The organism is Halopiger aswanensis (assembly GCF_003610195.1).
Taxonomy (GTDB): Archaea; Halobacteriota; Halobacteria; order Halobacteriales; family Natrialbaceae; genus Halopiger; species Halopiger aswanensis.
On sequence record NZ_RAPO01000002.1, the window covers coordinates 550,719 to 574,922 of the forward strand.

Annotated in this window: 23 protein-coding genes; 13 read left to right on the plus strand and 10 right to left on the minus strand. The window is 66.2% G+C overall.

From position 1 onward, the window contains the following. The first annotated feature begins 100 nt into the window (after positions 1-100). Both ATJ93_RS09825 and ATJ93_RS09830 read left to right on the plus strand, forming a co-directional pair. Positions 101-1,339: a mandelate racemase/muconate lactonizing enzyme family protein gene (locus ATJ93_RS09825; protein WP_120244474.1), complete on the plus strand. Its 1,239-nt coding sequence runs from the start codon at positions 101-103 to the stop codon at positions 1,337-1,339. A gap of 251 nt (positions 1,340-1,590) precedes the next feature. Continuing rightward, complete coding sequence (locus ATJ93_RS09830) at positions 1,591-3,762, plus strand: alpha-amylase family glycosyl hydrolase (protein WP_120244475.1); 2,172 nt, start codon at positions 1,591-1,593, stop codon at positions 3,760-3,762. A gap of 100 nt (positions 3,763-3,862) precedes the next feature. Here the strand turns inward: ATJ93_RS09830 and ATJ93_RS09835 are convergent, their stop codons facing one another. The 3 genes from ATJ93_RS09835 to ATJ93_RS09845 are packed head-to-tail and all read right to left on the minus strand — an operon-like array spanning position 3,863 to position 6,973. After that, the gene (locus ATJ93_RS09835; RefSeq protein WP_120244476.1) at positions 3,863-4,753 is read right to left on the minus strand and encodes a sugar ABC transporter permease; all 891 of its coding nucleotides are present in this window, start codon (positions 4,751-4,753) and stop codon (positions 3,863-3,865) included. Next, complete coding sequence (locus ATJ93_RS09840) at positions 4,753-5,751, minus strand: carbohydrate ABC transporter permease (protein ID WP_120244477.1); 999 nt, start codon at positions 5,749-5,751, stop codon at positions 4,753-4,755. Before ATJ93_RS09840 ends, ATJ93_RS09835 begins: the two co-directional genes overlap by 1 nt. A gap of 25 nt (positions 5,752-5,776) precedes the next feature. Continuing rightward, positions 5,777-6,973, minus strand: a complete 1,197-nt coding sequence (locus tag ATJ93_RS09845) for an extracellular solute-binding protein (protein WP_211334044.1) — start codon at positions 6,971-6,973, stop codon at positions 5,777-5,779. Between the two features lie 263 nt (positions 6,974-7,236). Here ATJ93_RS09845 and ATJ93_RS09850 point away from each other — a divergent pair, with 263 nt between their 5' ends. Then, entirely contained in the window at positions 7,237-8,376 is a 1,140-nt protein-coding gene (locus ATJ93_RS09850) for an ABC transporter ATP-binding protein (protein ID WP_120244479.1), read from the plus strand. 127 nt (positions 8,377-8,503) lie between these two features. Here ATJ93_RS09850 and ATJ93_RS09855 read toward each other — a convergent pair whose 3' ends face one another. Further along, positions 8,504-10,588 (minus strand): glycoside hydrolase family 15 protein, encoded by a 2,085-nt coding sequence (locus ATJ93_RS09855; protein ID WP_120244480.1) that lies wholly within the window; start codon positions 10,586-10,588, stop codon positions 8,504-8,506. 150 nt (positions 10,589-10,738) lie between these two features. Between ATJ93_RS09855 and ATJ93_RS09860 the strand changes: the two genes are divergently transcribed. From ATJ93_RS09860 to ATJ93_RS09885, 6 genes are all read left to right on the plus strand, one after another. Next, complete coding sequence (locus ATJ93_RS09860) at positions 10,739-11,797, plus strand: TrmB family transcriptional regulator (protein ID WP_120244481.1); 1,059 nt, start codon at positions 10,739-10,741, stop codon at positions 11,795-11,797. 150 nt (positions 11,798-11,947) lie between these two features. Beyond that, positions 11,948-12,601, plus strand: a complete 654-nt coding sequence (locus ATJ93_RS09865) for a bifunctional 4-hydroxy-2-oxoglutarate aldolase/2-dehydro-3-deoxy-phosphogluconate aldolase (protein ID WP_120245239.1) — start codon at positions 11,948-11,950, stop codon at positions 12,599-12,601. A 272-nt stretch (positions 12,602-12,873) separates the two neighbouring features. After that, positions 12,874-13,944, plus strand: a complete 1,071-nt coding sequence (locus tag ATJ93_RS09870) for a glucose 1-dehydrogenase (protein WP_120244482.1) — start codon at positions 12,874-12,876, stop codon at positions 13,942-13,944. Positions 13,945-14,035: 91 nt separating this feature from the next. Beyond that, positions 14,036-15,274 (plus strand): mandelate racemase/muconate lactonizing enzyme family protein, encoded by a 1,239-nt coding sequence (locus tag ATJ93_RS09875; protein WP_120244483.1) that lies wholly within the window; start codon positions 14,036-14,038, stop codon positions 15,272-15,274. Between the two features lie 139 nt (positions 15,275-15,413). Further along, the gene (locus tag ATJ93_RS09880) at positions 15,414-16,613 is read left to right on the plus strand and encodes a S1C family serine protease (protein ID WP_170155555.1); all 1,200 of its coding nucleotides are present in this window, start codon (positions 15,414-15,416) and stop codon (positions 16,611-16,613) included. A 2-nt stretch (positions 16,614-16,615) separates the two neighbouring features. Further along, positions 16,616-17,572 (plus strand): TIGR03557 family F420-dependent LLM class oxidoreductase, encoded by a 957-nt coding sequence (locus ATJ93_RS09885; RefSeq protein ID WP_120244484.1) that lies wholly within the window; start codon positions 16,616-16,618, stop codon positions 17,570-17,572. Positions 17,573-17,608: 36 nt separating this feature from the next. Here ATJ93_RS09885 and ATJ93_RS09890 read toward each other — a convergent pair whose 3' ends face one another. Continuing rightward, positions 17,609-17,827, minus strand: coding sequence for a hypothetical protein (locus ATJ93_RS09890; protein ID WP_120244485.1), 219 nt, complete (start codon positions 17,825-17,827; stop codon positions 17,609-17,611). Positions 17,828-17,998: 171 nt separating this feature from the next. Here ATJ93_RS09890 and ATJ93_RS09895 point away from each other — a divergent pair, with 171 nt between their 5' ends. Together ATJ93_RS09895 and ATJ93_RS09900 are read left to right on the plus strand one after the other, a co-directional pair. Continuing rightward, positions 17,999-18,178, plus strand: coding sequence for a protein translocase SEC61 complex subunit gamma (locus tag ATJ93_RS09895; RefSeq protein ID WP_120244486.1), 180 nt, complete (start codon positions 17,999-18,001; stop codon positions 18,176-18,178). Next, positions 18,178-18,615: a transcription elongation factor Spt5 gene (locus ATJ93_RS09900; protein WP_049991853.1), complete on the plus strand. Its 438-nt coding sequence runs from the start codon at positions 18,178-18,180 to the stop codon at positions 18,613-18,615. The genes ATJ93_RS09895 and ATJ93_RS09900 overlap by 1 nt, the downstream gene beginning before the upstream one ends. Before the next feature lie 286 nt (positions 18,616-18,901). Here the strand turns inward: ATJ93_RS09900 and ATJ93_RS09905 are convergent, their stop codons facing one another. Next, positions 18,902-19,186: a DUF7565 family protein gene (locus ATJ93_RS09905; protein WP_120244487.1), complete on the minus strand. Its 285-nt coding sequence runs from the start codon at positions 19,184-19,186 to the stop codon at positions 18,902-18,904. 119 nt (positions 19,187-19,305) lie between these two features. On the opposite strand from ATJ93_RS09905, the gene ATJ93_RS09910 reads away from it, so the two are divergent. Continuing rightward, positions 19,306-20,103: a PHP-associated domain-containing protein gene (locus tag ATJ93_RS09910; RefSeq protein ID WP_120244488.1), complete on the plus strand. Its 798-nt coding sequence runs from the start codon at positions 19,306-19,308 to the stop codon at positions 20,101-20,103. Here the strand turns inward: ATJ93_RS09910 and ATJ93_RS09915 are convergent. The 4 genes from ATJ93_RS09915 to ATJ93_RS09930 all read right to left on the minus strand — a co-directional run bounded on the left by ATJ93_RS09915 (position 20,100) and on the right by ATJ93_RS09930 (position 23,098). Continuing rightward, positions 20,100-20,288 carry a hypothetical protein gene (locus ATJ93_RS09915; RefSeq protein WP_120244489.1) on the minus strand — a complete coding sequence of 63 codons (189 nt, stop codon included), beginning with the start codon at positions 20,286-20,288 and terminating at the stop codon, positions 20,100-20,102. The two genes, ATJ93_RS09910 and ATJ93_RS09915, sit on opposite strands and share 4 nt — an antisense overlap. 98 nt (positions 20,289-20,386) lie before the next feature. Continuing rightward, positions 20,387-20,869 carry a Mut7-C RNAse domain-containing protein gene (locus ATJ93_RS09920; protein ID WP_120244490.1) on the minus strand — a complete coding sequence of 161 codons (483 nt, stop codon included), beginning with the start codon at positions 20,867-20,869 and terminating at the stop codon, positions 20,387-20,389. Positions 20,870-20,906: 37 nt separating this feature from the next. Then, positions 20,907-22,658 (minus strand): DNA polymerase/3'-5' exonuclease PolX, encoded by a 1,752-nt coding sequence (polX, locus tag ATJ93_RS09925; RefSeq protein WP_120244491.1) that lies wholly within the window; start codon positions 22,656-22,658, stop codon positions 20,907-20,909. Beyond that, on the minus strand, positions 22,658-23,098 hold the full coding sequence (locus ATJ93_RS09930) for a DUF5788 family protein (RefSeq protein ID WP_120244492.1): 441 nt from the start codon (positions 23,096-23,098) through the stop codon (positions 22,658-22,660). Before ATJ93_RS09930 ends, polX begins: the two co-directional genes overlap by 1 nt. Positions 23,099-23,259: 161 nt before the next feature. Between ATJ93_RS09930 and ATJ93_RS09935 the strand changes: the two genes are divergently transcribed. Then, on the plus strand, positions 23,260-24,204 hold the full coding sequence (locus ATJ93_RS09935) for a rhomboid family intramembrane serine protease (protein WP_120244493.1): 945 nt from the start codon (positions 23,260-23,262) through the stop codon (positions 24,202-24,204).

Consider the following 24,204-nt stretch of genomic DNA (forward strand, 5'->3'; position numbering starts at 1 on the left):
GCGACTGTGGGCCTCGGCGACCGCTCGCAGATCCGGCTCTCGATCGCCTGCCTCCGCTCGCCGGTACAACCTATTCCTACGGCTCGAGCCAACGAGAGCTATGGGAGTCGATTACTCAGACCTCCGCGATCCGAACGCCGAGTACACGATGCGGGACCTCTCGTCGGAAACGATGGGCGTGACCCGCGACCGCGGCGGCGACCGCGACGTCGAGATCACCGACGTCCAGACGACGATGGTCGACGGCAACTTCCCGTGGACCCTCGTGCGCATCTACACCGATGCAGGTGTCGTCGGCACCGGCGAGGCCTACTGGGGCGCGGGCGTGCCGGAGCTGATCGAACGGATGAAGCCCTTCCTGCAGGGTGAGAACCCGCTGGATATCGATCGCCTGTACGAACACCTCGTCCAGAAGATGTCCGGCGAGGGGTCGATCGCCGGCGTCACGATCACCGCCATCTCGGGGATCGAAGTCGCGCTGCACGATCTGGCGGGCAAGATTCTCGAGGTGCCGGCCTACCAGCTGCTCGGTGGCAAGTACCGCGACGAGATGCGCGTCTACTGCGACTGCCACACCGAGGAGGAAGCCGACCCCGACGCCTGCGCCGACGAAGCCGAACGCGTCGTCGACGAGTTGGGGTACGATGCGCTCAAATTCGACCTCGACGTCCCCTCGGGCCACGAGAAGGATCGCGCGAACCGTCACCTGCGCGAGCCCGAGATCGAGCACAAAGCCGAGATCGTCGAGCAGGTCACCGAACGCGTCGGTGACGGGGCGGACGTCGCCTTCGACTGCCACTGGACGTTCTCCGGCGGCAGCGCCAAGCGCCTCGCCGAGCGCCTCGAGGAGTACGACGTCTGGTGGCTCGAGGACCCCGTCCCACCGGAAAATCACGACGTCCAGCGGGAAGTGACCCAGTCGACGACGACGCCGATCACCGTCGGCGAGAACGTCTACCGCAAGCACGGCCAGCGCCGACTGATCGAAGAGCAGGCGCTGGATATCATCGCGCCGGACATGCCCAAGGTCGGCGGCATGCGCGAGACCCGGAAAATCGCCGACCTCGCCGATACGTACTACGTGCCCGTCGCGATGCACAACGTCGCCTCACCGGTGGCGACGGTCGCCAGCGCCCACGTCGGCGCGGCGATCTCGAACTCGCTGGCCGTCGAGTACCACTCCTACGAACTCGGCTGGTGGGAAGACCTCGTCGAGGAGAGCGTTATCGAAGACGGCTACATCGAGATCCCCGAGGAGCCGGGGCTCGGCGTCACGCTCGACCTCGATACCGTCGAAGAGCACATGGTCGAGGGAGAGGAGTTGTTTGACGAGGCGTAACCGAGGGGAGCCTCGTCGCGCTCGACGGACGAGCGTAGTGAGTCCGTCGTTTTTGACGACGCTACGGTTCGTCGGGCTCGCGAATCACCGAGTCGCGGTGTTCGACGGGCGTAGGCCGCAATCGCAGAGAAAACGTCTCGAGGCCGCCGGGGTAGGCGTGGTGGGAACCGTTGCTCCTGCCGTTTCCCCGCCTTGTAGGTGTTACGTACGAGTACATCACAAATTTACTACTGGCGCTCGAGGTATCGATCATGAACCGCAGCGAGTCGCCAGAGACGGACGAAGATGGTCCTGACGAAGCGGAAGGAACGCGAGGCTGGATTGCAACGGACGGCGGTCACAATAGTACCGATCCCGACGGCGCCAAAGAGTTCGTCAGCGGCGACGGCTCCCACCATCCGGGACCGCCGCGCTTTGTCACCGTCGGCCAGGGGATCGTCAATCCGAACGGGAACGAGATGGAGACGCGGGACGAACTCGCGCCGTGGAACCCCGATCCGGACGGCGAGTATTCGTGGCGCGTCGCCGACGCGCCCGCGGGGTCGGCCGCCGAGCCGACCGACGAGCCGATCGCCGAGTTCGAACCCGACGTTCCCGGCGAGTACGCGCTTACGCTCGAGGCTCCCGACGGGACCCACGAGTTGACGGTTCGCGTCTTCCCCGAGGAAGACGAGGACGATCCCCGACCGCAGGTCTCGCTGGACGCGACGGTCGCGGACGACCGAATCGAACTCTCGGCGACCGCGACCGTGGTCGGCGGGGCCGACGACGCTCTCGAGGTCGAGTTCTACGTCGACGATCGCGACGACGCGGCGGTGTCGCCGGACGGGACGATCCCGCTCTCGGACGTGACGGAACCGGTACGCGTCTACGCGGTTGCCGTCGGGGATCGGCACTCAGTGCCCGACGCGATCGAACTGGTTCCCGCGGACGACGGCGGGGGCGAAACGACGGTCCGCGTCGAGCACCCGTTCGAACCGCCGTCGTGGGTCGAGGACGCCGTCGTCTACGAAATCTTCACGCGCCGGTTCCCCGACCAAGATGACCCAACGTTCGAGACGATCGCCGACCGGCTCGATCACCTCGAGGCGCTGGGCGTGGACGTCCTCTGGCTGACGCCGTTTCTCGAGGCCGAGAGCGGATTCGGGACGCCGATGGATCACGGCGGCCCGCACGGCTACAACACGCGGGACTACTTCGCTCCCGATCCGGACCTGGGGACGCTCGAGGATTTCGAGGCGCTCGTCGAGGCCTGCCACGAGCGCGACATTCGGGTCGTGTTCGACCTCGTGATCAACCATACCGCCGATACCCATCCCTTCTACGAGGCCGCGGTCGACGAGGACCACCCTGAGCACGACCGGTACCGCGACTGGTACCGCTGGGAAGACTTCGACGCGCGCGATGCGGACACCTACTTCGGCTGGGCCGACATTCCGAACCTCGATCACGGCAATCCCGCGGTCCGCGAGTACCTGCTCGAGGTGATCGACTACTGGGCGCCGACGGTCGACGGCTTCCGGACGGACGTCGCCTGGGGCGTCCCGCTGAGTTTCTGGACCGAAGTTCACGACCGCGTGACCGGCGCCGACGCCGAGTTCTTCCTGCTCGACGAGACGCTCCCCTCGGACGTCGAGATGGGGGGCGGCCGGTTCCACATGCACCACGACGACGTACTCCACGACGTCCTCGAGGCGATCGGGCAGTGGGCCGGCGACGGCGGCGTGTCGGAGGCGACAGCCGACGCGGACGGGGCTGCGGGCGCGACCAGCCAAGAGGAGGATGAGGACGAGGGAGAAGACGCCGTCGCCGACGAATTCACCGACTCCGCCGCGGGCCTCGACACGACGTCCGCGGACGCGATCCTCGAGGCGATCGCCGAACGTGACCGCCGCGGTGCGCATCCGGACTCGCTGTGGCTCCAGTACGTCGAAAACCACGACACCGATCGCTACCTCGAGCGGTACGGCCGGGAAACCCAGCGAGCCGCCGGCGCGGCGACGTTCACGCTACCGGGCGTGCCGATGTACTACTACGGCCAGGAGACCGGCTTAACCGGTCGCCGAGAGCCGATGAACTGGGACGAGTTCGACGACGACCTGTTCGAGTACTACCGAGGGCTAAGCGACCTCCGGCAGTCCCATCCGGCGCTCCGAACGGCGGCCGCCCTCGAGCGGATCGCGTACGAGACCGACACGGACGCTGCGGTCGCGTACGCCCGAGACGATTCGGCCGGGAACCGCGTCGTCGTCCTTCTCCACTTCGGCGACGGATCGGCGACCCTTCGGATCGACGAGTCGGTCGCGGCGACGGATCTCGTCTCCGGCGAAGCGGTTCCGTGCGTCGCTCTCGAGGACGACGAGTCGTTCGACTACGAACTCACCGTCGAGACGGCGGCCGTGCTCGAGGCGACGGCCGAGTAACAGCGTAGGGGAGCGGCGGCTCGAGGAGTCGTCGCCCGAGTGCTCGGGATGGGCCGAGATGGAGAAACAGGGCGAAAGGAACCGTCGATCGCGTCTCGATTCAGCCTTCCATGCCGCCGAACGAGAGCCCGCTCTCGACGTAGTTCTGCGCGGCGAAGTAGATGATCGCGACGGGGAGCGCGAACATGATCGCGAACGCCGCGAACTCCGTCCACGGCGTCTCGTACTGCCCGCTCGTCGCGAGCGCGTAGAGTTCGACCGAGAGGGTGTAGTTCTCCGGGCGGAGCAGTCGCTGGGCGACGATGAACTCGTTCCAGCCCGCCAGGAAGGTGAAGATGAGGACGACCGCGATGCCGGGTTTCGACAGCGGGAGGATCACCTCGCGGATGACGTCCCACCGGCTCGCGCCGTCGATGAGCGCGGCCTCCTCGTAGGAGACGGGGATGTTGTCCATGAACGTCTTGAGCAGCCACGTGTTGAACGGAATCGCGCTGGCGGCGTAGAACAGCCCGAGGGTGACGAGACTGTTGCTCAGCCCGAGGTTGCTAAACAGCGCGTACAGCGCGATGAGCGTCGCGATGGACAGCCCGGCGCCGACCTGCGTGAACAGGACGTACCCGTACAGGATCTTCGACCGACCCGCGAACTGGCGACGCGACAGCGCGTACGCACCGGGAATCACCATGGCCATCGAGACCGTCACGGTCACCGTCACGACGATGAGACTGTTGACGAGCGCGTCGGTGAACGAGGATTCGTAGATCACCCAGCGGTAGGCGTCGAGATTGTAGGTCGACGGATCGGCGAACACCCCTTCCGAGCTCATCAGTCCGGCCCCCTGCGAGAGGGAGGTCGTGAAGATCCAGTAGACGGGGAACATGAGCACGAGCAGCAGGCTGAGCGCGCCGCCGGTCGCGACCACCGTCTTGAGGACGTCGGCGGGATCCAGTTTCCCGGCTTTGACCTGTTCGATCGTTTGGCGGACGCTCATCAGGCGTTCACCCCCTCGGCGAGGTCGCCTTTCTTCACTGCGAGCCACATGAACATGCCGATGAATGCGATAGCTGTTACCATGATTGCGGACGCGAACGCGTACTGATTGAGTTCGATAGCCTCGCGGTAGCCGTACACGAGGAGGAGTTCGTTACTCCGGGCGGGGCCGCCGTTGTTGAAGACCCACGGGATGAGGAACTGCTGGAACGACGTCGCGGCCGTCAGGATCGATCCGAACATGACCGGCCGCTTGATCGACGGCAGGGTCACGTGGCGGAAGCGGTGCAGGAACCCCGCGCCGTCGACCTTCGCCGCGTCGTGGAGTTCCCCCGGCACGTCCTGCAGCGCGCTGACGATGATGATCACGAGGAACGGGTACGCCAGCCACACTTCGGTCGTCACGTACGCGATGAACGCGCTCCAGCGACCGCTGAGCCAGCCGACCGGCAGCGTTACCAGCAGGAACTCGGGAGCCCCGCTTCCCAGCACCGTCGTCACCGCGTCGTTGTACATCGCGAGGAATTCGTTGAACGGCGCGTATCGAGCACCGCTAAACATGCCGCGCCAGACGGTGATGACGAAAATCCCCGGGAACCCCATCGGAATGATGACGATCGCACGGAGGAACCGCTTCCCCCGAATCCGGTTGTTCGTCAGCAGCACCGCGAGACCCAGCGCGAGAGTCACCTTACAGACGAGGCTCACGCCGACGAAGAACCACGTCGTCCCCAGCGAGTTCCAGAACTGGGAGTCGGTGAACATCTCGACGTAGTTATCGAAGCCGATCAGGTTCGCGCCGCCGATGACCGTCCCGGCGTGAGTCGCGTCGGTGAGCGAGAGGTAGACGAGAAACGCGATCGGGAACAACATGAACGACAGGAAGAGGACGACGCCGGGTGCGACGAGTAACAGGCCGAACAGGCCGATCTCGTCCGCGTCGACGGAGAGGCGGCGCTGACCGCGGCGGGAGACTCGGTCGAGGAATGACGTTGACATAGGCGATAAGGTAGTACGGCGTCGATTACTCCCAGCGGCCGCGGATCTCTTCGGCGGCCGATTCCATCGATTCCGTCGGCCCGGCCTGTCCCTGGAAGACCCGCTCGAGGGCTTCCTCGAACGGTGTCCAGACCTGATCCATCATCGGATGCGACGGCATGGGGACGCCCATCCCGACGGTTTCGGCGAACTGCTGGACGTCGTCGCCGAGGTCCTCGTGCTCCACGTAGTCCTGGTGGACCGGGATGGCTCCGTGGTTCTGGGCGTTACCGATGATCACGTCCTCGTTCGTCGTGTACCACTCGGCCCAGTCGATCGTCGTGCCGAGCGCCGCCTCCTCGGCGTCCTCGAGTTGCGACGTGAAGTACCACGTCTGGATCCCCGTGTAGGGGGACGGTTCGCCGCCCTCGACCCCCGGCAGCGGCGCGACCTGCGCGTCGATTCCGGCGTCGCGGAAGCCGGCGAGCTCCCACGGCCCGTTGATGGCGAACGGCGCGTTGCCGTCGTTGAAAACCGGCACCTGGGACTCGTAGGACGGGTCGTTCGGCACGTACTCCCAGATGGAGTTTTGAACCAGTTCGACTCCCTCGATGAACTCGTCGGCCTCGATGCCCAGCTCCTCGTTTTGCTCGTCGAAGATGTAACCGCCGAACGCCTGCAGGTAGCCGCTCAGGAAGTACGGGTCGATCGCCGGACACGAGAGCCCGTACTGTCCGTTTTCGGGATCGTGGTGCTCCTCCATGATCGACACCATCTCGTCGATCGTCTCCGGCGGCTGGTCGACCATCTCGGCGTTGTACATGAGCGAGACGGTTTCGGCCGCGTACGGAAGGCCGTACACCGCGCCGTCCCACTGCACTGCTTGTGCGGCCGCCTCAGTGTACTCCGAACCGAGGTCGACGCTGACGTCGTCACTCGCGTCGTAGACGAACCCCTGGTCGTCGTAGACGCCGATCCAGTCGTGCGCCCACGCGAACGTTTCCGGGCCGTCGCCCGCGGCGAGGGCCGTATCGAGCTGGTCTTCGATCTCCGAGATGCCCTCGGCGTCCAGCGTGTCCTCGCGCCCCTCGTTGAACGTCTCGAGGTAGGTCTCGAGATCGCTCTCTTCGGCGTCGGTGAAGTCGTGCCAGAGCGTCGTTCCGCGTTCGTCGCCGCCGAGACAGCCCGCGACAGCAACCGTCGTTAGCCCCCCGATCCCGGTCAGAACTTGCCTGCGTTCCATTGACATGGCGTAATCGGTGATGAATTATGTATTCATATATTTAACCATTGGGATATCGAAGTTAGACGGTCCAATACTGGAAGGTTGAGGATAAAATACGAATTTTGCTGGTGGATCTACACTGCCGCTCCGAACATTACATGAACTCGAGAACTATAATGGTTATCCAAGGACATTCGTCAACCTCCTTCGACACGTGTGTTGTAATATTACTTCGTGAATTGGGAAAGGATTTTATGGTCGCTCGCCGAACTCCCGAGGAAATGGCACGTGTTAGGGTGGATTCCCTCCGAAAGGAATACGATGTCGGGACGGTCGTCGCTGTCGACGATCTGGATCTCGAGATCGAGGACGGCGAGTTCGTGACCGTAGTCGGACCGTCGGGTTGCGGGAAGACGACGACGCTTCGCATGCTCGCCGGCCTGGAGGAGCCGACGGACGGACGCATCGAGATCGGGGGCGAGGACGTCACCGACGTTCACGCGAAGAATCGAGACGTCGCGATGGTGTTCCAGAACTACGCGCTGTACCCGCACAAGACGGTCTTCGAGAACATGGAGTTCGGGCTCCGGATGAGCACCGATCTCGAGGAAAAAGAGCGCCGACAGCGGGTCGTCGAGACCGCCGAGATGATGGACATCGAGGAACTGCTCGAGGACAGGCCGGACGAACTCTCCGGCGGCCAGAAACAGCGCGTCGCGCTGGGGCGGGCGATCGTCCGGGAACCCGACGTGTTCCTGTTCGACGAACCGCTCTCGAACCTCGACGCCAAACTCCGGACCTCCATGCGCGCGGAGATCCAGCGGCTGCAGGACGAACTCGGGATCACGTCGGTCTACGTCACCCACGACCAGCACGAGGCGATGACCATGGGCGACCGGATCGTCATCCTCAACGACGGCAAGCTCCAGCAGCAGGGCGAGCCGACCGAGGTGTACGAGAACCCCGCCAACGAGTTCGTCGCCGGCTTCATCGGTTCGCCCTCGATGAATTTCATCGACGTCGACGTCGAGCGGACCGGCGATTCCCTGCGGCTGGTCGGCGCCGAAGGCGGGTTCGCGTTCGACCTCTCGACGTCGTTCCTCGCCGACCGCGGAGTCGACCTCGAGTCGAGTCGGTACACGCTCGGTATCCGGCCCGAGAAGGTCTCGATCGCCGACGCGGGTGCGGACAACTCGCTCACGGCGACGATCGACGTCGTCGAACCGGTCGGCTCGGACAACTACCTCCACCTCGATCTCGGCGCGGAGTTCATCGCCCGCGTCGGCACCGACGTCGACCTCGAGCCCGGCGATCAGGTGACGCTGACGTTCGACGAGGCCGATATCCACCTCTTCGACGCCGAGACCGGCCGCAACGTCTTCGCTCGAGAGCGAACCGCGCCGGCGGCGACGCCACCGTAGCCGGCTCGCGACATTTCCCACCGCGTAGCGGAGTCGATTTTCAGTACGGTTTCGCCGCAGAACTCGTTCTTTCGTCCGCAGAACCCGCTCGCCGTTGCAGTGCGGCCGCGAAAATACCCGTGACTCGTTACTCGCGAAGCGGCACAGTCCCCTCCGCACTCTCGCTCGCGACCGGATCGGCGTCTCGTTCCGTCGCCTCCAGCGCGATCGCCGTCGTCAGCCGCAGCGCGTGGGGCCAGCCCAGCGGCGTCGCGCTATCGGGCGTGCCGTCGTCGAAAAACTGCTCCGGCAGGTACTCGCCGTCACCGCGCAGCGTCCCGCCGGGTTCGACGAGCGCGAGCAACGCCGTCGCCCACTCGTCGAACGCGTCGGCAGCCTCGTGATCTCGAGCGGCCAGCAGGTCGCCGAACTCGGCGGCCGCGTGGGCGCCCCACGCGGTCGTCACCGTCCAGACCTTCGGCTCGGCCTGCTCTTTCACGCGCCACGGGTCGTCCTCGAACCGCGCCAGGCCCTCGATCGGACCGTCAGGATCGCGGTACAGCCCCTCGAGCGTCGTCTCGAGGTGGGAGACGAGTCGCTCGATGCGCTCGTCGTCGATCGTCGTATCCTCGAGCGCCGCGTACTCGGCGTGGGCCGACGCGAGCGCGAAGGTGCTGCCGTCGAGGCGCTCGTCCAGGTCGTCGCCGTCGAGCCGCAGCGCGTAACACGCGCGGTCGGGCACCCACAGCCGATCGATCGCGTCGTAGACGATCCGGGCGTTCTCGGCCGCACGCTCCCGGTACTCGGCGGCGATCGGCGCCCGAGCGATCGCGGCGTAGGCCTCGAGGTAGGTTGCCGCGGTGTGGGTGAACCGGCCGGTCATGTTCTCCCAGGCGTTCTGGACGCGTTCGGGGAGCCCGTCGTCTGCCAGGGTCGCGTCGAGCCCGTCGAGCGCCGCGAGCAGCGCCTCGCGGACCTCGTCGTCCGCGTCGTCGACGACGCGAAGGTACGTCGCGAGGAAGGTCGCGACGCTCGCGCTCTGGTCGGCCTGGTAGTCCGTCCCCGCGGAATCGCCCTCGAGGCGACCGTTCGCCCAGCCGGGTGCGATCTCGCCGTTGTGGGCCCAGACGCGGTGGGGCCACGTGCCGTCCTCGAGTTGCGTCTCGACGTAGAAGCGGGCGCTTTGCCGGTGCCACGCCTCGAGGCCGAGGTCTGCCTCGCGGTCGGCGGCCAGCAGGAAGCCGGCGATCTCGGCGTCGTCGCGGAACCACGTGTAGCCGTAGCCGCCGGAGTACCGGAAGAACGGATCGAACTCGGGGCCGGCGATCCGGGCGCCGTTCGACGCTCGCAGCAGGGACAACGTGCGCAGGTCCTCGACGATGCCGTCAACGCGACCGCCGGTCGCCCCTGCCACGTCGGGTAGTCGCGTTTGCACTTGCGTTCGGCCCGCCTCGAGGATCGACTCGCGGTCGCCGTGATCGGCCGCACCGGTGCGGACCTGCTCGAGGGCGTCGCTTCGACTGCTCCCATCGGCGTCGGTAAGCAGCGTCGCCACCGTCGTGCTCGGCTGTGCGCCGGTCAACTCGATTTCGGCCGTCGCGATCGGGCTGAGCCGCGTCTCCTCGTAGCGACCGTCGCCGTCCGAGCGGGGGAGTTCGATCGGCTCCCCGTCGAGCAGCTCCTCGAAGTACGGCGGCACCTGCCCGTCGATCTCGAGCGCCGTCGACGCGGTGACGTAGTCGCGCTCGCGGTCGTGGTAGATCTCGACGGTGTCGTCGTGGCGGAGTTGCCCAGTGCGCTCGACTCGTCCCTCAGGGGCGAAGCCGAGACAGGCGTAGAGCGTTCCGCCGGAGTCGTCCGCATCCGCACCGTCACCCTCGAGTTCGAAGTGCGTGAGGTGCAACGCGCCGACCGTGACGTCGTACTGGCGAAGCGTCCGGTCGCCGACGTCGTGGACCGTCTCCACGACGGCCGTCTCGTCGACGTAGCGTTGCTCGCCGCCCTCGAGCCAGTGCATGCTGCCGTCGAGTTCGATTCCGAACCGCGAGCGCTCGATTCCGACGAGCCCCGAGAGCGGATAGGAGTAGTCTCTGACCGACCCGTCGGGAGCGACGTGAACGAGCCGTTCGTCGAGCCCCGAGAACAGCCCCGTCGTTGACCGGCGTTCGCCGGGGAACCGACGGGGGTCGCCCTGCGACCGTTTGACGTCGTTCAGGGCGCTGTGAAGTGTCATCGTACGCAGCCGGTACGACCCCCACCGATTAAAATTTGTTGTAATATGTATTCTCACTTTTCGTCAGCCGGCGAACGGGTCGGGACGCTGCGAACGCGCGACGAAGAACCTTTTTACCACCCCCGCCGATGCCGTACGTACTGGGAACTCATGGATACAGACGGGCTCGCCGGACTCCTCGAGCGGTTCGGTCTCTCTGAGAAGGAAATCGACACGTATCTCGCGATTCTCGACCACGGAGAGTCGAAAGCGAGCACGATCGCGGACGCCGCGGACGTCTCCAAGCGCTACGTCTACAGCATCAGCGAGGAACTCGAGGAACGCGGGTTCGTCGAGGTCGACGATCACGCGGTGCCGACGGTGATCCGCCCGGTCGATCCGGAGACGGTCGTCGAGCGGCTCACCCGCAGCGTCGAGGAGATGGAGCCGGAACTGCGATCGCGCTACACCACGACTGAGCGGCCGACCGAACAGTTCGAGGTCATCAAGTCGCGCCAGACCGTCCAAAAGCGCATCGAGAGCCTGCTCGCCGAGGCCGAGACGGAGGTCACGCTCTCGATCCCCGCGTCGGTGCTGCCGCAGGTCCGCGAAACGCTCGAGGAGACCGCCGAGCGCGGCGTACTCGTCTTGCTCCTGCTCGGGACGGCCGACAGCGACGTCGACACGGCGTCGCTCGCCGGCGTCGCGAGCACGGTTCGGACCTGGAACGCCCTCGTGCCGACGATGGTGACGGTCGACCGCCAACACGGCCTGCTCTCGCCGAGTCAACTGCTGACGACCTCGACGAGCGACACGAAGGCGATCGCGCTCTCGCAGGAGCAACTCGTCCCCGTCCTCGCCGGCTCGTTCCTGGCGAACTACTGGCCGATCGCGGAGGAACGGTACGTGACGACGGCCGACGACCTCCCCGCGACCTACGAGGGGTTCCGCCACGCGGTCTTCCAGATCGCGCTCCATCTGGCGACCGACACGCCGCTCGAGGTCGACGTCACGGGCTCGCCGGTCGGCGACCGCGACCTCCCGTCGACGCTGACCGGCGAGGTCGTCGACGTCCGGCAGAGCCTCGTTCGCCCCGCCACGTCGACCGTCCCGATCGAAAACGCGTTCGAGATCGACGTCGACGGCGACCGGTACACGATCGGGGGCGCCGGCGCCTTCCTCGAGGACTTCGAGGCGCAGTCGGTGACGATTCGGCCGCTCGAGGAGTAGCCCGGCCGCTTTTGCTCGCACGCGCATTCCGCCCCGACCTTCTTGCGGATGGGCGGTGGACACCGATTCGATGACCACAAACGCGCTGCGCACAGCGGCTCACGAGTCGAATCGGACGCGAGTTACCGGTGCCGGACGGAGGTGTCGCCGATGACCGATCGCCGGACGGTCGAGGAACGGATCGTCGAGAGCGGCGTCATCGCGGTCATGCGCGGAATCAGCACGGAGCGGATCGTCCCCGTCGCCCGCGCGCTCCACGAAGGCGGGGTCGACGCCCTCGAGATCACGGCCGACGAACCCCACGCCCGCGACAAGATCGCCGCGGTCGACCGGGAACTGGCCGATCCCGACGTGGTCGTCGGCGCCGGCACCGTCCTCGACGCCGCAACTGCCCAATCGGTGATCGACGCGGGCGCGACCTTCGTCGTCTCGCCCCACGTCGACCGGGAGATTATCCGCACCTGCAACCGCCACAACGTGCTCGCCTCGCCCGGCGTCATGACCCCGACGGAGGCGGTCACCGCGCTCGAGGCCGGCGCGGACATCCTCAAGATGTTCCCCGCCGAAACGGTCGGCCCGGGCCACATCGGCGCGCTCAAGGGGCCGCTGGGAAACGTCGAGATCATTCCGACCGGCGGCGTCTCCGCGGACAACGTCGCCGACTACTTCGACGCCGGCGCGCTGGCCGTCGGCGCCGGCAGCGCCCTGATCGATTACGACGCGATCGCGGACGACGACATGGACGGCGTCCGAGAGCACGCCGAATCGTTCGTCGAGGCGGTCGAAGACGCCCGCAGCGAGTAACTCCGACCACCGACTCGAGCCGTTTCCGTAGCGGACGAACGGATCGTCGGTTCGTTCTTGCTGACTGATGACCGGAGGTCCGGTTGCTGGTCCGCTGATACGAATTTCCCGGTAGTCGGAACCAGGGCGTGTGAATCACAACCATACTCGATTATTGTACCTGTGGATCCGAATTAGCGCCTCGAGCGGCGCTGATACGACCGATACCTGATCTCGAATTCTTTACTACGGACTAGGTAAATCTTTTATCCGAGGCGAACCTTGGGAGACGTATGCAAGCGATCGCAGTCGAACCGGGGGCCGGCGAACCGACGCTCGTCGAGCGGCCTCGACCCGAACCCGAATCCGGGGAAGCGCTCGTGCGCACCCTTCGCGTCGGCGTCGACGGAACCGACCACGAAGTCATCGCGGGCCACCACGGCGACGTACCGAACGACGATACGCAACTCGTCCTCGGCCACGAAGCCGTCGGCGTCGTCGAGGACCCCAACGGCACCGACCTCGAGGCGGGACAGATCGTCGTACCGACGGTCCGACGGCGACCGAACGGGCACGGCAACGAGTACTTCGAGCGCGGCGAACCCGACATGGCGCCCGACGGCGAGTACGTCGAGCGCGGGATCGTCGGCGCCCACGGCTTTATGGCCGAGTACTTCACCAGTCCCGCGGAGTACCTCATTCCGATTCCGGAGGAGCTCGCCCACCTCGGCTTCCTCGTCGAGCCGATCAGCATCTCCGAGAAGGCGATCGAACACGCGGTCGCCTCCCGCTCGGCGTTCGACTGGGACCTCGAGTCGGCGCTGGTGCTGGGCAACGGCTCGCTCGGGCTGCTGACGCTCGGGATGTTCGCGGACGTCCTCGATATCGAGCGGACCTACTGTCTCGGACGGCGGGATCGACCGGATCCGACGATCGACATCATCGAGGAACTGGGCGGGACCTACATCGACTCCCGCGAAACGCCAGTGTCCGAAATTCCCGCCGCCTACGAGGGGATCGACCTCGTCTACGAGGCGACCGGCTACGCGAAACACGCCTTCGAGACGGTCGATGCGCTCGCCCCGAACGGCGTCGGCGTCCTGCTCGGCGTCCCCGAACCCTGGGAGTTCGAGGTCGACGGCGGACGGCTCCACCGCGAGATGGTCCTGCACAACAAGGCGCTGCTGGGCACCGTCAACTCCCACCGCGGCCACTTCGAGTCGGCCGTCGACACCCTCTCGCAGCTGCCGACGTGGCTCACGGGCGACCTCGTGACCGGCGTCTACGGCCTCGAGGAGTTCCAGCGGGCGTTCGAAACCGGCGACGGCGTCATCAAGACGGCCGTCGAGTTCTCGGCGCTCTGAGACTGAGTGCGCGCAACGCGGACCCGTTTTCGACCGACCGGATACTCACGAGATAGAAACTATTACTACCGTCGGAGTAAGGGTTCTTCCCATGGGAGTCGATTACTCGCAGTTGCACGATCCAAACGCCGAGTATACGATGCGGGACCTCTCGTCGGAAACGATGGGCGTGACCCGCGACCGCGGCGGCGACCGCGACGTCGAGATCACCGACGTCCAGACGACGATGGTCAACGGCAACTTCCCGTGGACCCTCGTGCGCATCTACACGGACGCGGGCATCGTCGGGACCGGTGAAGCCTACTGGGGCGCCGGCGTCCCCGAACTGATCGAGCGGATGAAGCCGTTCATCGTCGGCGAGAACCCGCTCGACATCGACCGACTCTACGAACATCTCGTCCAGAAGATGTCCGGCGAGGGGTCGATCGCCGGCGTCACCATCACCGCCATCTCGGGTATCGAGGTCGCCCTGCACGACCTGGCGGGCAAGATCCTCGAGGTGCCGGCCTACCAGCTGCTCGGCGGCAAGTACCGCGACGAGATGCGCGTCTACTGCGACTGCCACACCGAGGAGGAAGCCGACCCCGACGCCTGCGCCGACGAAGCCGAACGCGTCGTCGAGGAACTCGGCTACGACGCCCTGAAGTTCGACCTCGACGTTCCCTCGGGCCACGAGAAGGACCGCGCGAACCGCCACCTGCGCGAGCCCGAGATCGAACACAAGGCCGAGATCGTCGAGAAGGTCACCGAGCGCGTCGGCGACCGCGCCGACGTCGCCTTCGACTGCCACTGGACGTTCTCCGGCGGCAGCGCCAAGCGACTCGCCGAGCGCCTCGAGGAGTACGACGTCTGGTGGCTCGAGGACCCCGTCCCGCCGGAGAACCACGACGTCCAGCAGGAGGTTACCCAGTCGACGACGACGCCGATCACCGTCGGCGAGAACGTCTACCGCAAGCACGGCCAGCGCCGCCTGCTCGAGGAGCAGGCCGTCGACATCATCGCGCCGGACATGCCCAAGGTCGGCGGCATGCGCGAAACCCGGAAAATCGCCGATATGGCGGACACCTACTACGTGCCCGTGGCGATGCACAACGTCGCTTCGCCGGTCGCAACTATCGCCGGTGCCCACGTCGGTGCCGCGGTGTCGAACTCGCTGGCCATCGAGTACCACTCCTACGAACTCGAGTGGTGGGAAGACCTCGTCGAGGAAGACGTCATCGAGGACGGCTACATCGAGATCCCCGAGGAGCCGGGTCTCGGCGTGACGCTCGACCTCGATACCGTCGAGGAGCACATGGTCGAGGGCGAGACCCTCTTCGACGAGGCGTAAGCCGCCACAGCGCCTCGAACCTTCTCTCTGCAGTTGTTGCAGCCTCGTCAGCCGCCGCTCTCGACAACGACAACCGTAATTCGTCGGGCTGACGGTGCCGGGACGTGTTTTAATACCGTCGTTGGAGTCGAACGCCGTGATGCCCGACCAACAGCAGACGCGATTCTCTCGACGGCAGCTCATCAGCGCCGCGGGTGCCGCGTCGATACTCGGCGTTGGCGCCGCGAGCACGGCCGCACAGAACGAGTCCGACGACTCGAGCGACATCGGCGGGAACGAGAGCGACGGAGCCGGGACGGACGATCAAACCGGATCGGCTGACGAGAGCCAGTACACCGCGGTGTACCGCGACGTGATCGATTCCGTCGTGCTGGTTTCCGTCTCCCTCGGGCCGACCGACGGTCCCGGTGGCGGCGGCGGGAGCGGCCTCGGCTCCGGGTTCGTCGTCGACGACCAGTACATCGTCACGAACAACCACGTCGTCCAGGGCGCGACCGAGGGCGGCATCGAGGTGCAGTTCAGCAACGAGGAGTGGGCGACGGCGTCGATCGTCGGCACGGATCCGTACAGCGACATCGCCGTGTTGAGCGTCGAGGAGATGCCCGACGAGGCCGAACCTCTGTCGCTCATCGACTCCGAACCCGCAATCGGCCAGGAGGTCCTCGCGATCGGCAACCCGCTCGGCCTCGACGCGTCGGTCTCGCAGGGGATCGTCAGCGGCACGAACCGCGTCCTGCCCAGCCCGGTGGGCACCTCGATCCCGGCGACCATCCAGACCGACGCGCCGATCAACCCCGGCAACAGCGGCGGCCCGCTGGTGAATCTCGAGGGCGAGGTGCTGGGAGTCGTCTTCGCCGGCGCGAGCCAGACGATCGGGTTCGCGATTTCCTCGCGCCTCGCCACCCGGGTCATCTCCGCGCTCGTCGAGGACGGCACCTACGAACACTCGTACATGGGCGTCGGCGTCGTCCCTGTCGGCCCGGAGATCGCGGAGACGGTCGGGCTCGAGGAGGCGACCGGCGTGCTGGTCGCCCAGGTCGTGCCGAACTCGCCCGCGGACGGCGTACTGGAGTCGGCCAGCGCGGGCCAGCCGGGAACCGGCGACGTTATCGTCGCGATCGACGGCCAGGAGGTGACGACGCAGGCCCAACTCCTCTCGTATCTGGCGCTCGAGACCTCGCCGGGCGACACGGTCGAACTCGAGGTCGTCCGCGACGGCGAGCGACAGACCGTCGAGTTGGAACTCGCCGCACGACAGGAGTTCGACCGACAGCAGACCCCGATCGGCGGGCAGCCCGGGAGACCGCCGGGTGAACAGCCGCCGTTCCCCGACTCGTAGCGATGACTGACGTCGGCTACAAACTCATCTGCGAGGAACACGGCCCGAACGATCTCGTCGAGTACGCTCGACTCGCCGACGAGTCGGCCTTCGACCACGCGCTGATCTCCGACCACTACCATCCCTGGCTCTCGAGCCAGGGCGAGAGTCCGCTGGTCTGGAACGTGCTCGGCGGGATTTCGCAGGCGGTCGACGACATTCCGCTGGGGACCGCGACCACCTGCCCGATCATTCGGGTCCACCCTGCGATCGTCGCGCAGGCGGCCGCGACCGCCGCCGCGATGGCGCCCAGCCGGTTCTCCCTCGGTCTCGGCACCGGCGAGAAACTCAACGAGCACATCACCGGCCAGCGCTGGCCGGAACACGAGGTCCGCCTCGGGATGCTCGAGGAGGCGCTCGAGATCATTCGCGCGCTCTGGACGGGCGAGACGACGAGTTACCACGGCGAGTACTACACGGTCGAAAACGCGCGCCTCTACACGCTGCCCGACGAGACGCCGCCGATCCCGATCGCCGCGGACGGCCCGAAGACGGCCAGATTTGCGGGCGAGATGGGCGACGGCCTCATCGCGGTCCGGCCCGACGAGGAGTTGATCGAGGCGTTCGAAGCCGGCGGCGGCAGCGACAAGCCCCGATACGGCGAAGTCGGTGTCTGTTACGCCGACGACGAGGCCGACGCGATCGAACAGGCCTACGAGAACTGGACGATCGAAGGGCTGCCCGGCGACCTGATGTGGGAACTGCCGACGCCGGCGCACTTCGAGCAGGCGACGCAGGCGGTCTCCGAAGAGGACATCGCGGACCTGCTCACCTGCGGGTCGGACCCCGACGAGCACATCGAGACGATTCGGGAGTACGTCGACGCCGGCTTCGATCACGTCGTCGTCCACCAGATCGGCTCGAATCAGGCCGAGTTCGTCGAGTTCTACGAAAACGAGGTGTTGCCGGCGATCGAGTAGGGCGGCAAAAAGCGGGGTAGGGTGTGACGCCGGCGTTCAGGCTTCTTCTTCCTCCTCTTCCTCCCCTACCGGTTCTGCCTCCTCGAGATCCTCGAGGTCCTCAGCCTCTTCCCGCGGGGCGTTCTGCGTGCCGAGGTCGCTGTCGCCGTCGTCGACCTCGTCCGGATCGCGGTCGACGCGCTCCATTTCCTCCTCGATTTCGGCCTCGTGCTCCGCTTCCTGTTCGTTCGTGCGGTCGACGTTGTCCTCTGCCATGGCCGGTCGTTCGCGCTCCGACGGTTTGGCCCTCGGGCCGTCGCATGCAACGTCGACCGGCAGATCGGGTGGCGCCCTCGAGCAGTGCGGGCGACCGGCGTGGCCGATCGAACCGATAGTCCGCAAAACACGAAAGACAGATAAAAGACGCCGCGTTGTGAACAGACAGATATGGATATCCCCTACGACCTCTCCTCGTACGTCCGGGTGCTGAAGATGGCGACGACACCCACGACCGAGGAGTTCACGCAGGTAGCGAAAATCGCCGGTGCCGGAATCCTGTTCGTCGGTCTCATCGGGTTCGTCATCGGCGCGATCATGCTCCTCCTCCCGGCGGGTGGTGGCGTCTAATGGGCATCTACGCTGTCAAGACGACGGCGAGTCAGGAGCGCACCGTCGCGGACATGATCATCAACCGCGAGGAGCCGGAGATCCACGCCGCGCTCGCGCCCGACTCGCTGACGTCGTACGTGATGGTCGAAGCCGACGGCGACGCGGTCCTGAACCGCGTCCTCGAGGATATCCCACACGCGCGGAGCATCGTCCCGGGCGAGTCCGACATCTCGGAGGTCGAGCACTTCCTCTCGCCGAAGCCGGACGTCGAGGGCATCGCCGAGGGCGACATCGTCGAACTCATCGCCGGCCCGTTCAAGGGCGAGAAGGCGCAGGTCCAGCGCATCGACGAGGGCAAGGACCAGGTGACCGTCGAACTGTACGAGGCGACGGTCCCGATTCCGGTCACGGTGCGTGGGGATCAGATCCGCGTGCTCGACAGCGACGAACGCTAATGCGCTCGTCGAGCAGTCAGCGCGGCGCCGCCGCGCTGAATACAGCGACGAACGGTAGTTCGTCGGACCGTGTGAACGGGAATTTATGCCCGTATACAGACAGCGACGAGCGCCGTGCTCCCGCCGTTCCATTCGCTCAGCAGTTCGGAGCTACCGGCAGGAAACTCCATATCGCGGCTGCGTCCCGAGTCGAGTGCAAATCGGCGTTCCATCGTGACCGCCGAATGGTCGTAACGGTCGGTGAGGAACGTGTCAGCAGTCGCGTCGATGCTGGCCTGGACCCGCCCTATCGCAGTTCCGTGACGATCGACTCTAGATCCGCAACCTCCTCGATCTCCTCGAGGAGTTCCTCCCGTTTGCGGACGTCTTCGGAGTTCGCGCCGTAGGCGCGGACGTACTCGGCGCGGCTGTGTTCGGTGAACGCGTGGCGGATCGCGAGGTAGCCGTCGGGAACGACGGTGCCACAGACCTTGCACTCGCGGCGCTCGTGTTCGGTCGCCTGGTGGATGACTGCCGACTCGACGTCCGCAAACATCGACCCGCAGCCGCTGATTCCGCATTCCCACGCCATTTGATACGACATCGAGCGGCCGTCCTAATGGTCTTTTCGCCGCGGTCGTCGGTGGACAATACCCCAGCAAGCTGGTATCTCCCGACAGAGCGTCTGTCCCGTTCGGATACAGAATCAGAATGCATAACTCGCCCGTCGCGAAAGGGGCGACTGTGAGCGACGGCACGACGTCGGCGGTCGACTGTCACGTGAAGGCGCTCGACGAACGCGTCGTCGAGCGAGCGACGCGAGCCGGCCTCGACGCGATCGTCTACGCCCCCCACTTCACCCGTCTCCCGGATATCCGCGAGCAGGCCGCCGCGTACTCGAGCGACGACCTCCGAGTGATTCCCGCCCGCGAGGTCTTTACCGGTGCGTGGCACGAGCGCAAGCACATCCTCGCCCTCGGCCTCGAGGAGCCGGTGCCGGATTTCATCCCGCTCGAGGCGGCGATGGCCGAGTTCGAACGGCAGGACGCGGTCGTTCTCGCCCCGCATCCCGGGTTTCTGAACGTCAGCCTCTCCGAATCGGAGCTGCGGCGGTACCGGGACGTGATCGACGCCGTCGAGATTTTCAACCCGAAACACCTGCCACACCACAACCGTCGCGCCCGCCACCTCGCCGAACGGCTCGAGTATCCCCCCTTCACGTCGTCGTACGCCCACATCTCGCGCACGGTCGGCGTCGCCCACACCGAATTCGACGCCGCCATCGAGAGCGAAGCCGATCTCTGTCGGGCGCTCGAGGACGACGTTTCGCGGCGCATCGTCCACGAGAACGGCCTCGCACACTGGGGAGCAACGGCGGGCGAACTGGCCCACCTCGGCTACGAGAACACCTGGAAGAAAGCGGATCGGTTCTTCCTCTCGGGGACCGAACCGACGCATCCGCGACACATCGCCTACGACGGTCGGTTCGACGACGTCGCGGTCTACTAACCTGTCTCGTTCTCCGTGTCCGTCTCCGATTGTGTCTCTTCGAGCGCGTCCGCGATCCGCTCGAGTTGGATGCCGACGTAGCAAAGCGCCTGCGTCTGCATGATCGCGGGGTCGTCGCTCCACTCGTTGGTGATGTACGCCGCCTGACGGCCGGCACGGTCGAGGGGGTCGTTGTCGTTCGGCATCGTCCCCCGTTCATCACAGAGGGGTGAAACGGTTGTGCTGGGATGTGTCGGGGTAGCATGGTCCCGAGGAACTGGCCGACCGGCGGGGGATTTCCTTGTTACTCGTCCTCGCGGCCCTCATCGCGTTCCTCGAGCCCCGACAGCGTCGCTGCGACCCGATCCCAGTGGCTGCCGCGCCAGAAGTGCTGCCCGCAAGACCGACACGTCCAGACAGCAGTTTCGGCCGGATCGGGCGCGTACTCGGGCGTCGACGCCGTCGAGCCGACCGGCTCGAGCCGTCCGTTACACCGGCCGCAGAATCGCGGCTCGTCGGCCAGCGAGAGGTCGACGCCCGCTGCGGCGAGTTCGGCGAGTTGGTCCTCGACGTCGCGCGACTCGAGCAGGATCGACCCCGTCGATTCGTCGGCGCGGTTCGCGAGTTCGACGTCGCGCGTGACGACCGTCCGCTCCTCCTCGCGGGCGACCGCCAGGAGAGCGTCGTCGGCCTCGAGGTCGCGATCGCCGGCGTAGACCGTGTCGTGGTTGCACATTCGGAGATACGAGACGGGACCGCCGCACATGACGTCGAGGAGCAGTTGCATCGTTCTCGAGTTCGAAGAGGAGAAGAAGCTGAAGCGGTCAGTGGAGGAACTCCCGGATCTCCTCGAGCTCCCAGGTGTTGATCACGTCGTCGGCCTCGACCCAGCCGCGCCGGGCGGTGTGGACGCCCCAGCGCATGTACTCGAGCGTCGACGGCTGGTGGGCGTCGGTGTTGATCGCGATCGGCGCGCCCTCCTCGATGGCCGCCTGAACGGCGCTGCCCCACAGATCGAGCCGCCGCGGGTTGGAGTTGACCTCGAGGGCGGTGTCGTGCTCGGCGGCCGCGCGGCCGAGCGCAGTCGCGTCGAAGTCCAGCCCGGAGCGCTCGTTGAGCAGGCGGCCGCTCGGGTGGCCGAGCACGTCGATCGCGGGGTTCTCGATCGCGCGGACGAGCCGCTCCGTGGCGGTCTCGGCGTCCTGATCGAGCGCGCTGTGGGTCGAGGCGACGATGACGTCGAGCGCGTCGATGACCTCGTCGGAGAGGTCGATCTCCCCCTCGGCGTCGACGTTCGCCTCGATACCCGCGAAGACCTCGATGTCGCTCGCGGCGTCGACCTCGCGGATCTGTTCGACCTGCTCCAAGATTTCGGTGTCCGAGAGGCCCATCCCGCCGACGATGCCGGGGCCTTCAGCGTGGTCGGCGACGGCGTAGTAGTCGTACCCCATCGATTCGGCGCCTGCGACCATTTCTTCGATAGTGTTGTTGCCGTCGGACCACTCGGTGTGGCTGTGTAGGTCGCCGCGGATGTCCTCGCGCGTCAGCAGGTCAGGGAGGTCGCCGTTCGCGGCGGCTTCAATCTCGCCGCGATCGGTGCGCAGTTCCGGCGGAATCCACTCGAGGCCGAGCGCTTCGTACATTCCCTCTTCAGTCTCGCCGGCGACGCGCTCGCCGACGCGCTGGCCGGCGTCGGGGTCGTCGATCTCGCTCACGTCGAAGGCCCCGTACTCGTTTAGCTTCATCCCGCGATCGATCGCGTAGTTGCGCAGGCTGACGTTGTGGTCCTTGCTGCCGGTGAAGTACTGGAGCGCGGAGCCGTACTCCGCAGGGACGACCACGCGCAGGTCGACGCGGATCTCGCCGACGCGGACGCTCGCTTTTTCGGGGCCGGACTCGATCTCGCTGTCGACCGAGCCCCAGCCGAGGAATGCGTCGATCACCGCCTCGCCGTCGTCGGTCGCGACCAGCACGTCCACGTCGCCGATCGTCTCGCGCCAGCGACGGATCGAGCCCGCCACCTCGCAGCGCTCGACGGCGTCGACCGACTCGAGAAACTCGAGCACGTCGTCGGCCAAGGGACGTGCCTCGCCCAGCAGCTGGCGCTGGCCGACCTCGCGGGCGAATTCGATGTTCTCGAGGATGTTCTGCTCGGTCTTCGGGCCGAAGCCCTTGACCTCCTGCACCTCGCCGGCTTCCGCGGCCTCCTCGAGGTCGTCTAAGGTCTCGACGCCGAGTTCGCGGTAGAGTTTGCCCGCCGTCTTCGGGCCGACGCCCTCGATGCGGGTGATGTCGGCGATGTCGATCGGCAGCTCCGCGCGCAGCCCCTCGAGTTCCTCTATCTGGCCGGTTTCGACGTACTCGACGATTTTGTCCGCGATGGCCTCGCCGACGCCGTCGATGTCCTCGATGGCCTCGCGGTCGCCGTCCTCTACGTAGCCCGATATCGGCCGGGGATGGCCGCGGATGTGCTCGGCGGCCCGCCGGTACGCGCGGGGTTTGTACTCGACGTCGTCGGCCTCGAGTAGGTCGGCGAACTCCTCGAACCGGCCGGCGATTTCGGCGTTGGTCGCCATTAGAGCCCCCTCCGCGCGTTATTGGCGTCTTCCTGGCCCAGCGCCTTCTTCAGGAACGACATCCAGCGCTTCTTGTCGGCGGCCTGCTGGGCCTTCTGTTCGCGCTCGAGATCGGTCGGGCCGAGGTTCTCCAAGGCGTTCAGCGCCCGGTCGATCCCGATGATGCTCCGGGCGAGTTCCTCGCCGCGCTCGCGGGAGATGTCGCCCTCCTCGATCTGCTCGAGGCGCTCGAGGCGCTCCCGGCGCAGGTTTCGCTTGGCCTGCTCGACGCGCTCGCGTTCGCCGGGCGGGACCGTCTCGCGGCGCTTGATCTCGAAGACGAAGGTCTGGAGATCGATCTCCTCCCCCTGGACCTCGATGGTGTCCGGGATGTCCGCGCCGACGGTCGCGCCCTCGCGCTCGACGCGCTCGAGCAGTTGCTTGCGCTCGTACTCTTGCACGTCCGTTCGTTGGGGGCTGACCGGCAAAAATGTAGTCACGTTTCGCGCTCGAGTTCGGCGTCGGACGACGGCCCTGTCGACGGTTCGCGAACGGGTGTGGGACTCCAGCGTGCGATACGGAACCCCAAATCCCTTAGCAACGCCGCACTTACCCCCCACCAATGGCCAAATGCGACGTGTGTGGGAAGGACGAAAACATGCCGTACAACTGTCGGCACTGCGGCGGCACCTTCTGTGCCGACCACCGGCTTCCCGAGAACCACGACTGCACGGGGTTGCAGGACTGGAACGACCCCAGCGGCGTCTTCGACAGCGGCTTCGACGACAGCGTCAACGGCGGCACCGGTAGCGCGTCGGCCTCCTCGAGAGTGCTCGATAAGTTGCCGATCGACACCGGTCCCGGCGGCCCGCTGGCGTACTTCCGCGGGAACATGACCTACACGTTCCTCGCGCTGATGTGGCTCACGTTCGGACTCCAGCTTATTATCGGTGCGGTCAGTGCGGAGCTAATGCGGAGCCTGTTCATACTCCACCCGTACTACCCCCAGTACGTCTGGACGTGGTTCACCTCGATATTCGCCCACGGCGGTCTCTACCACATCGTCGGGAACAGCATCGTGATATTCTTCTTCGGCCCGCTCGTCGAGCGCTACGTCGGCTCTCGAGACTATGCGATCCTGTTCCTCGTGAGCGGTGCGCTCGCAGGGCTGGGACAGATCACCATCCAGATCATTCAGGCCGGCGGGGCATCGCCGTTCATGGGCGGCGTCCTCGGTGCCAGCGGCGCCGCACTCGCGATCCTAGGCGTTTTGACCGTCCTGAACCCGGGGCTCAAGGTGTACCTCTACTTCATCCTGCCCGTTCCGATCTGGCTGCTCGCGGCCGGCTACGCGGTCTTCAGCGTATTCTTCCTCGGGACCGGCGGCGGCGGTAACATCGCCCACGGTGCGCATCTGATCGGCCTCCTGCTCGGCCTCGGCTACGGCGAGTACGTAAAGCGAACCCAGAACGTCCGCGCGCCGAATCAGTTCCAACTCGGCGGCGGCCCTGGCGGTCCCGGCGGCCCGGGCGGTCCGGGTGGCCCCGGCGGTCGTCGGCGGTTCTAA

Coding starts and splice junctions, on each gene's coding strand:
- ATJ93_RS09825 (WP_120244474.1), top strand. CDS start 101: ATGGGAGTCGATTACTCAGACCTCCGCGATCCGAACGCCGAGTACACG.
- ATJ93_RS09830 (WP_120244475.1), top strand. CDS start 1,591: ATGAACCGCAGCGAGTCGCCAGAGACGGACGAAGATGGTCCTGACGAA.
- ATJ93_RS09835 (WP_120244476.1), bottom strand. CDS start 4,753: ATGAGCGTCCGCCAAACGATCGAACAGGTCAAAGCCGGGAAACTGGAT.
- ATJ93_RS09840 (WP_120244477.1), bottom strand. CDS start 5,751: ATGTCAACGTCATTCCTCGACCGAGTCTCCCGCCGCGGTCAGCGCCGC.
- ATJ93_RS09845 (WP_211334044.1), bottom strand. CDS start 6,973: ATGGAACGCAGGCAAGTTCTGACCGGGATCGGGGGGCTAACGACGGTT.
- ATJ93_RS09850 (WP_120244479.1), top strand. CDS start 7,237: ATGGCACGTGTTAGGGTGGATTCCCTCCGAAAGGAATACGATGTCGGG.
- ATJ93_RS09855 (WP_120244480.1), bottom strand. CDS start 10,588: ATGACACTTCACAGCGCCCTGAACGACGTCAAACGGTCGCAGGGCGAC.
- ATJ93_RS09860 (WP_120244481.1), top strand. CDS start 10,739: ATGGATACAGACGGGCTCGCCGGACTCCTCGAGCGGTTCGGTCTCTCT.
- ATJ93_RS09865 (WP_120245239.1), top strand. CDS start 11,948: ATGACCGATCGCCGGACGGTCGAGGAACGGATCGTCGAGAGCGGCGTC.
- ATJ93_RS09870 (WP_120244482.1), top strand. CDS start 12,874: ATGCAAGCGATCGCAGTCGAACCGGGGGCCGGCGAACCGACGCTCGTC.
- ATJ93_RS09875 (WP_120244483.1), top strand. CDS start 14,036: ATGGGAGTCGATTACTCGCAGTTGCACGATCCAAACGCCGAGTATACG.
- ATJ93_RS09880 (WP_170155555.1), top strand. CDS start 15,414: ATGCCCGACCAACAGCAGACGCGATTCTCTCGACGGCAGCTCATCAGC.
- ATJ93_RS09885 (WP_120244484.1), top strand. CDS start 16,616: ATGACTGACGTCGGCTACAAACTCATCTGCGAGGAACACGGCCCGAAC.
- ATJ93_RS09890 (WP_120244485.1), bottom strand. CDS start 17,827: ATGGCAGAGGACAACGTCGACCGCACGAACGAACAGGAAGCGGAGCAC.
- ATJ93_RS09895 (WP_120244486.1), top strand. CDS start 17,999: ATGGATATCCCCTACGACCTCTCCTCGTACGTCCGGGTGCTGAAGATG.
- ATJ93_RS09900 (WP_049991853.1), top strand. CDS start 18,178: ATGGGCATCTACGCTGTCAAGACGACGGCGAGTCAGGAGCGCACCGTC.
- ATJ93_RS09905 (WP_120244487.1), bottom strand. CDS start 19,186: ATGGCGTGGGAATGCGGAATCAGCGGCTGCGGGTCGATGTTTGCGGAC.
- ATJ93_RS09910 (WP_120244488.1), top strand. CDS start 19,306: ATGCATAACTCGCCCGTCGCGAAAGGGGCGACTGTGAGCGACGGCACG.
- ATJ93_RS09915 (WP_120244489.1), bottom strand. CDS start 20,288: ATGCCGAACGACAACGACCCCCTCGACCGTGCCGGCCGTCAGGCGGCG.
- ATJ93_RS09920 (WP_120244490.1), bottom strand. CDS start 20,869: ATGCAACTGCTCCTCGACGTCATGTGCGGCGGTCCCGTCTCGTATCTC.
- polX (WP_120244491.1), bottom strand. CDS start 22,658: ATGGCGACCAACGCCGAAATCGCCGGCCGGTTCGAGGAGTTCGCCGAC.
- ATJ93_RS09935 (WP_120244493.1), top strand. CDS start 23,260: ATGGCCAAATGCGACGTGTGTGGGAAGGACGAAAACATGCCGTACAAC.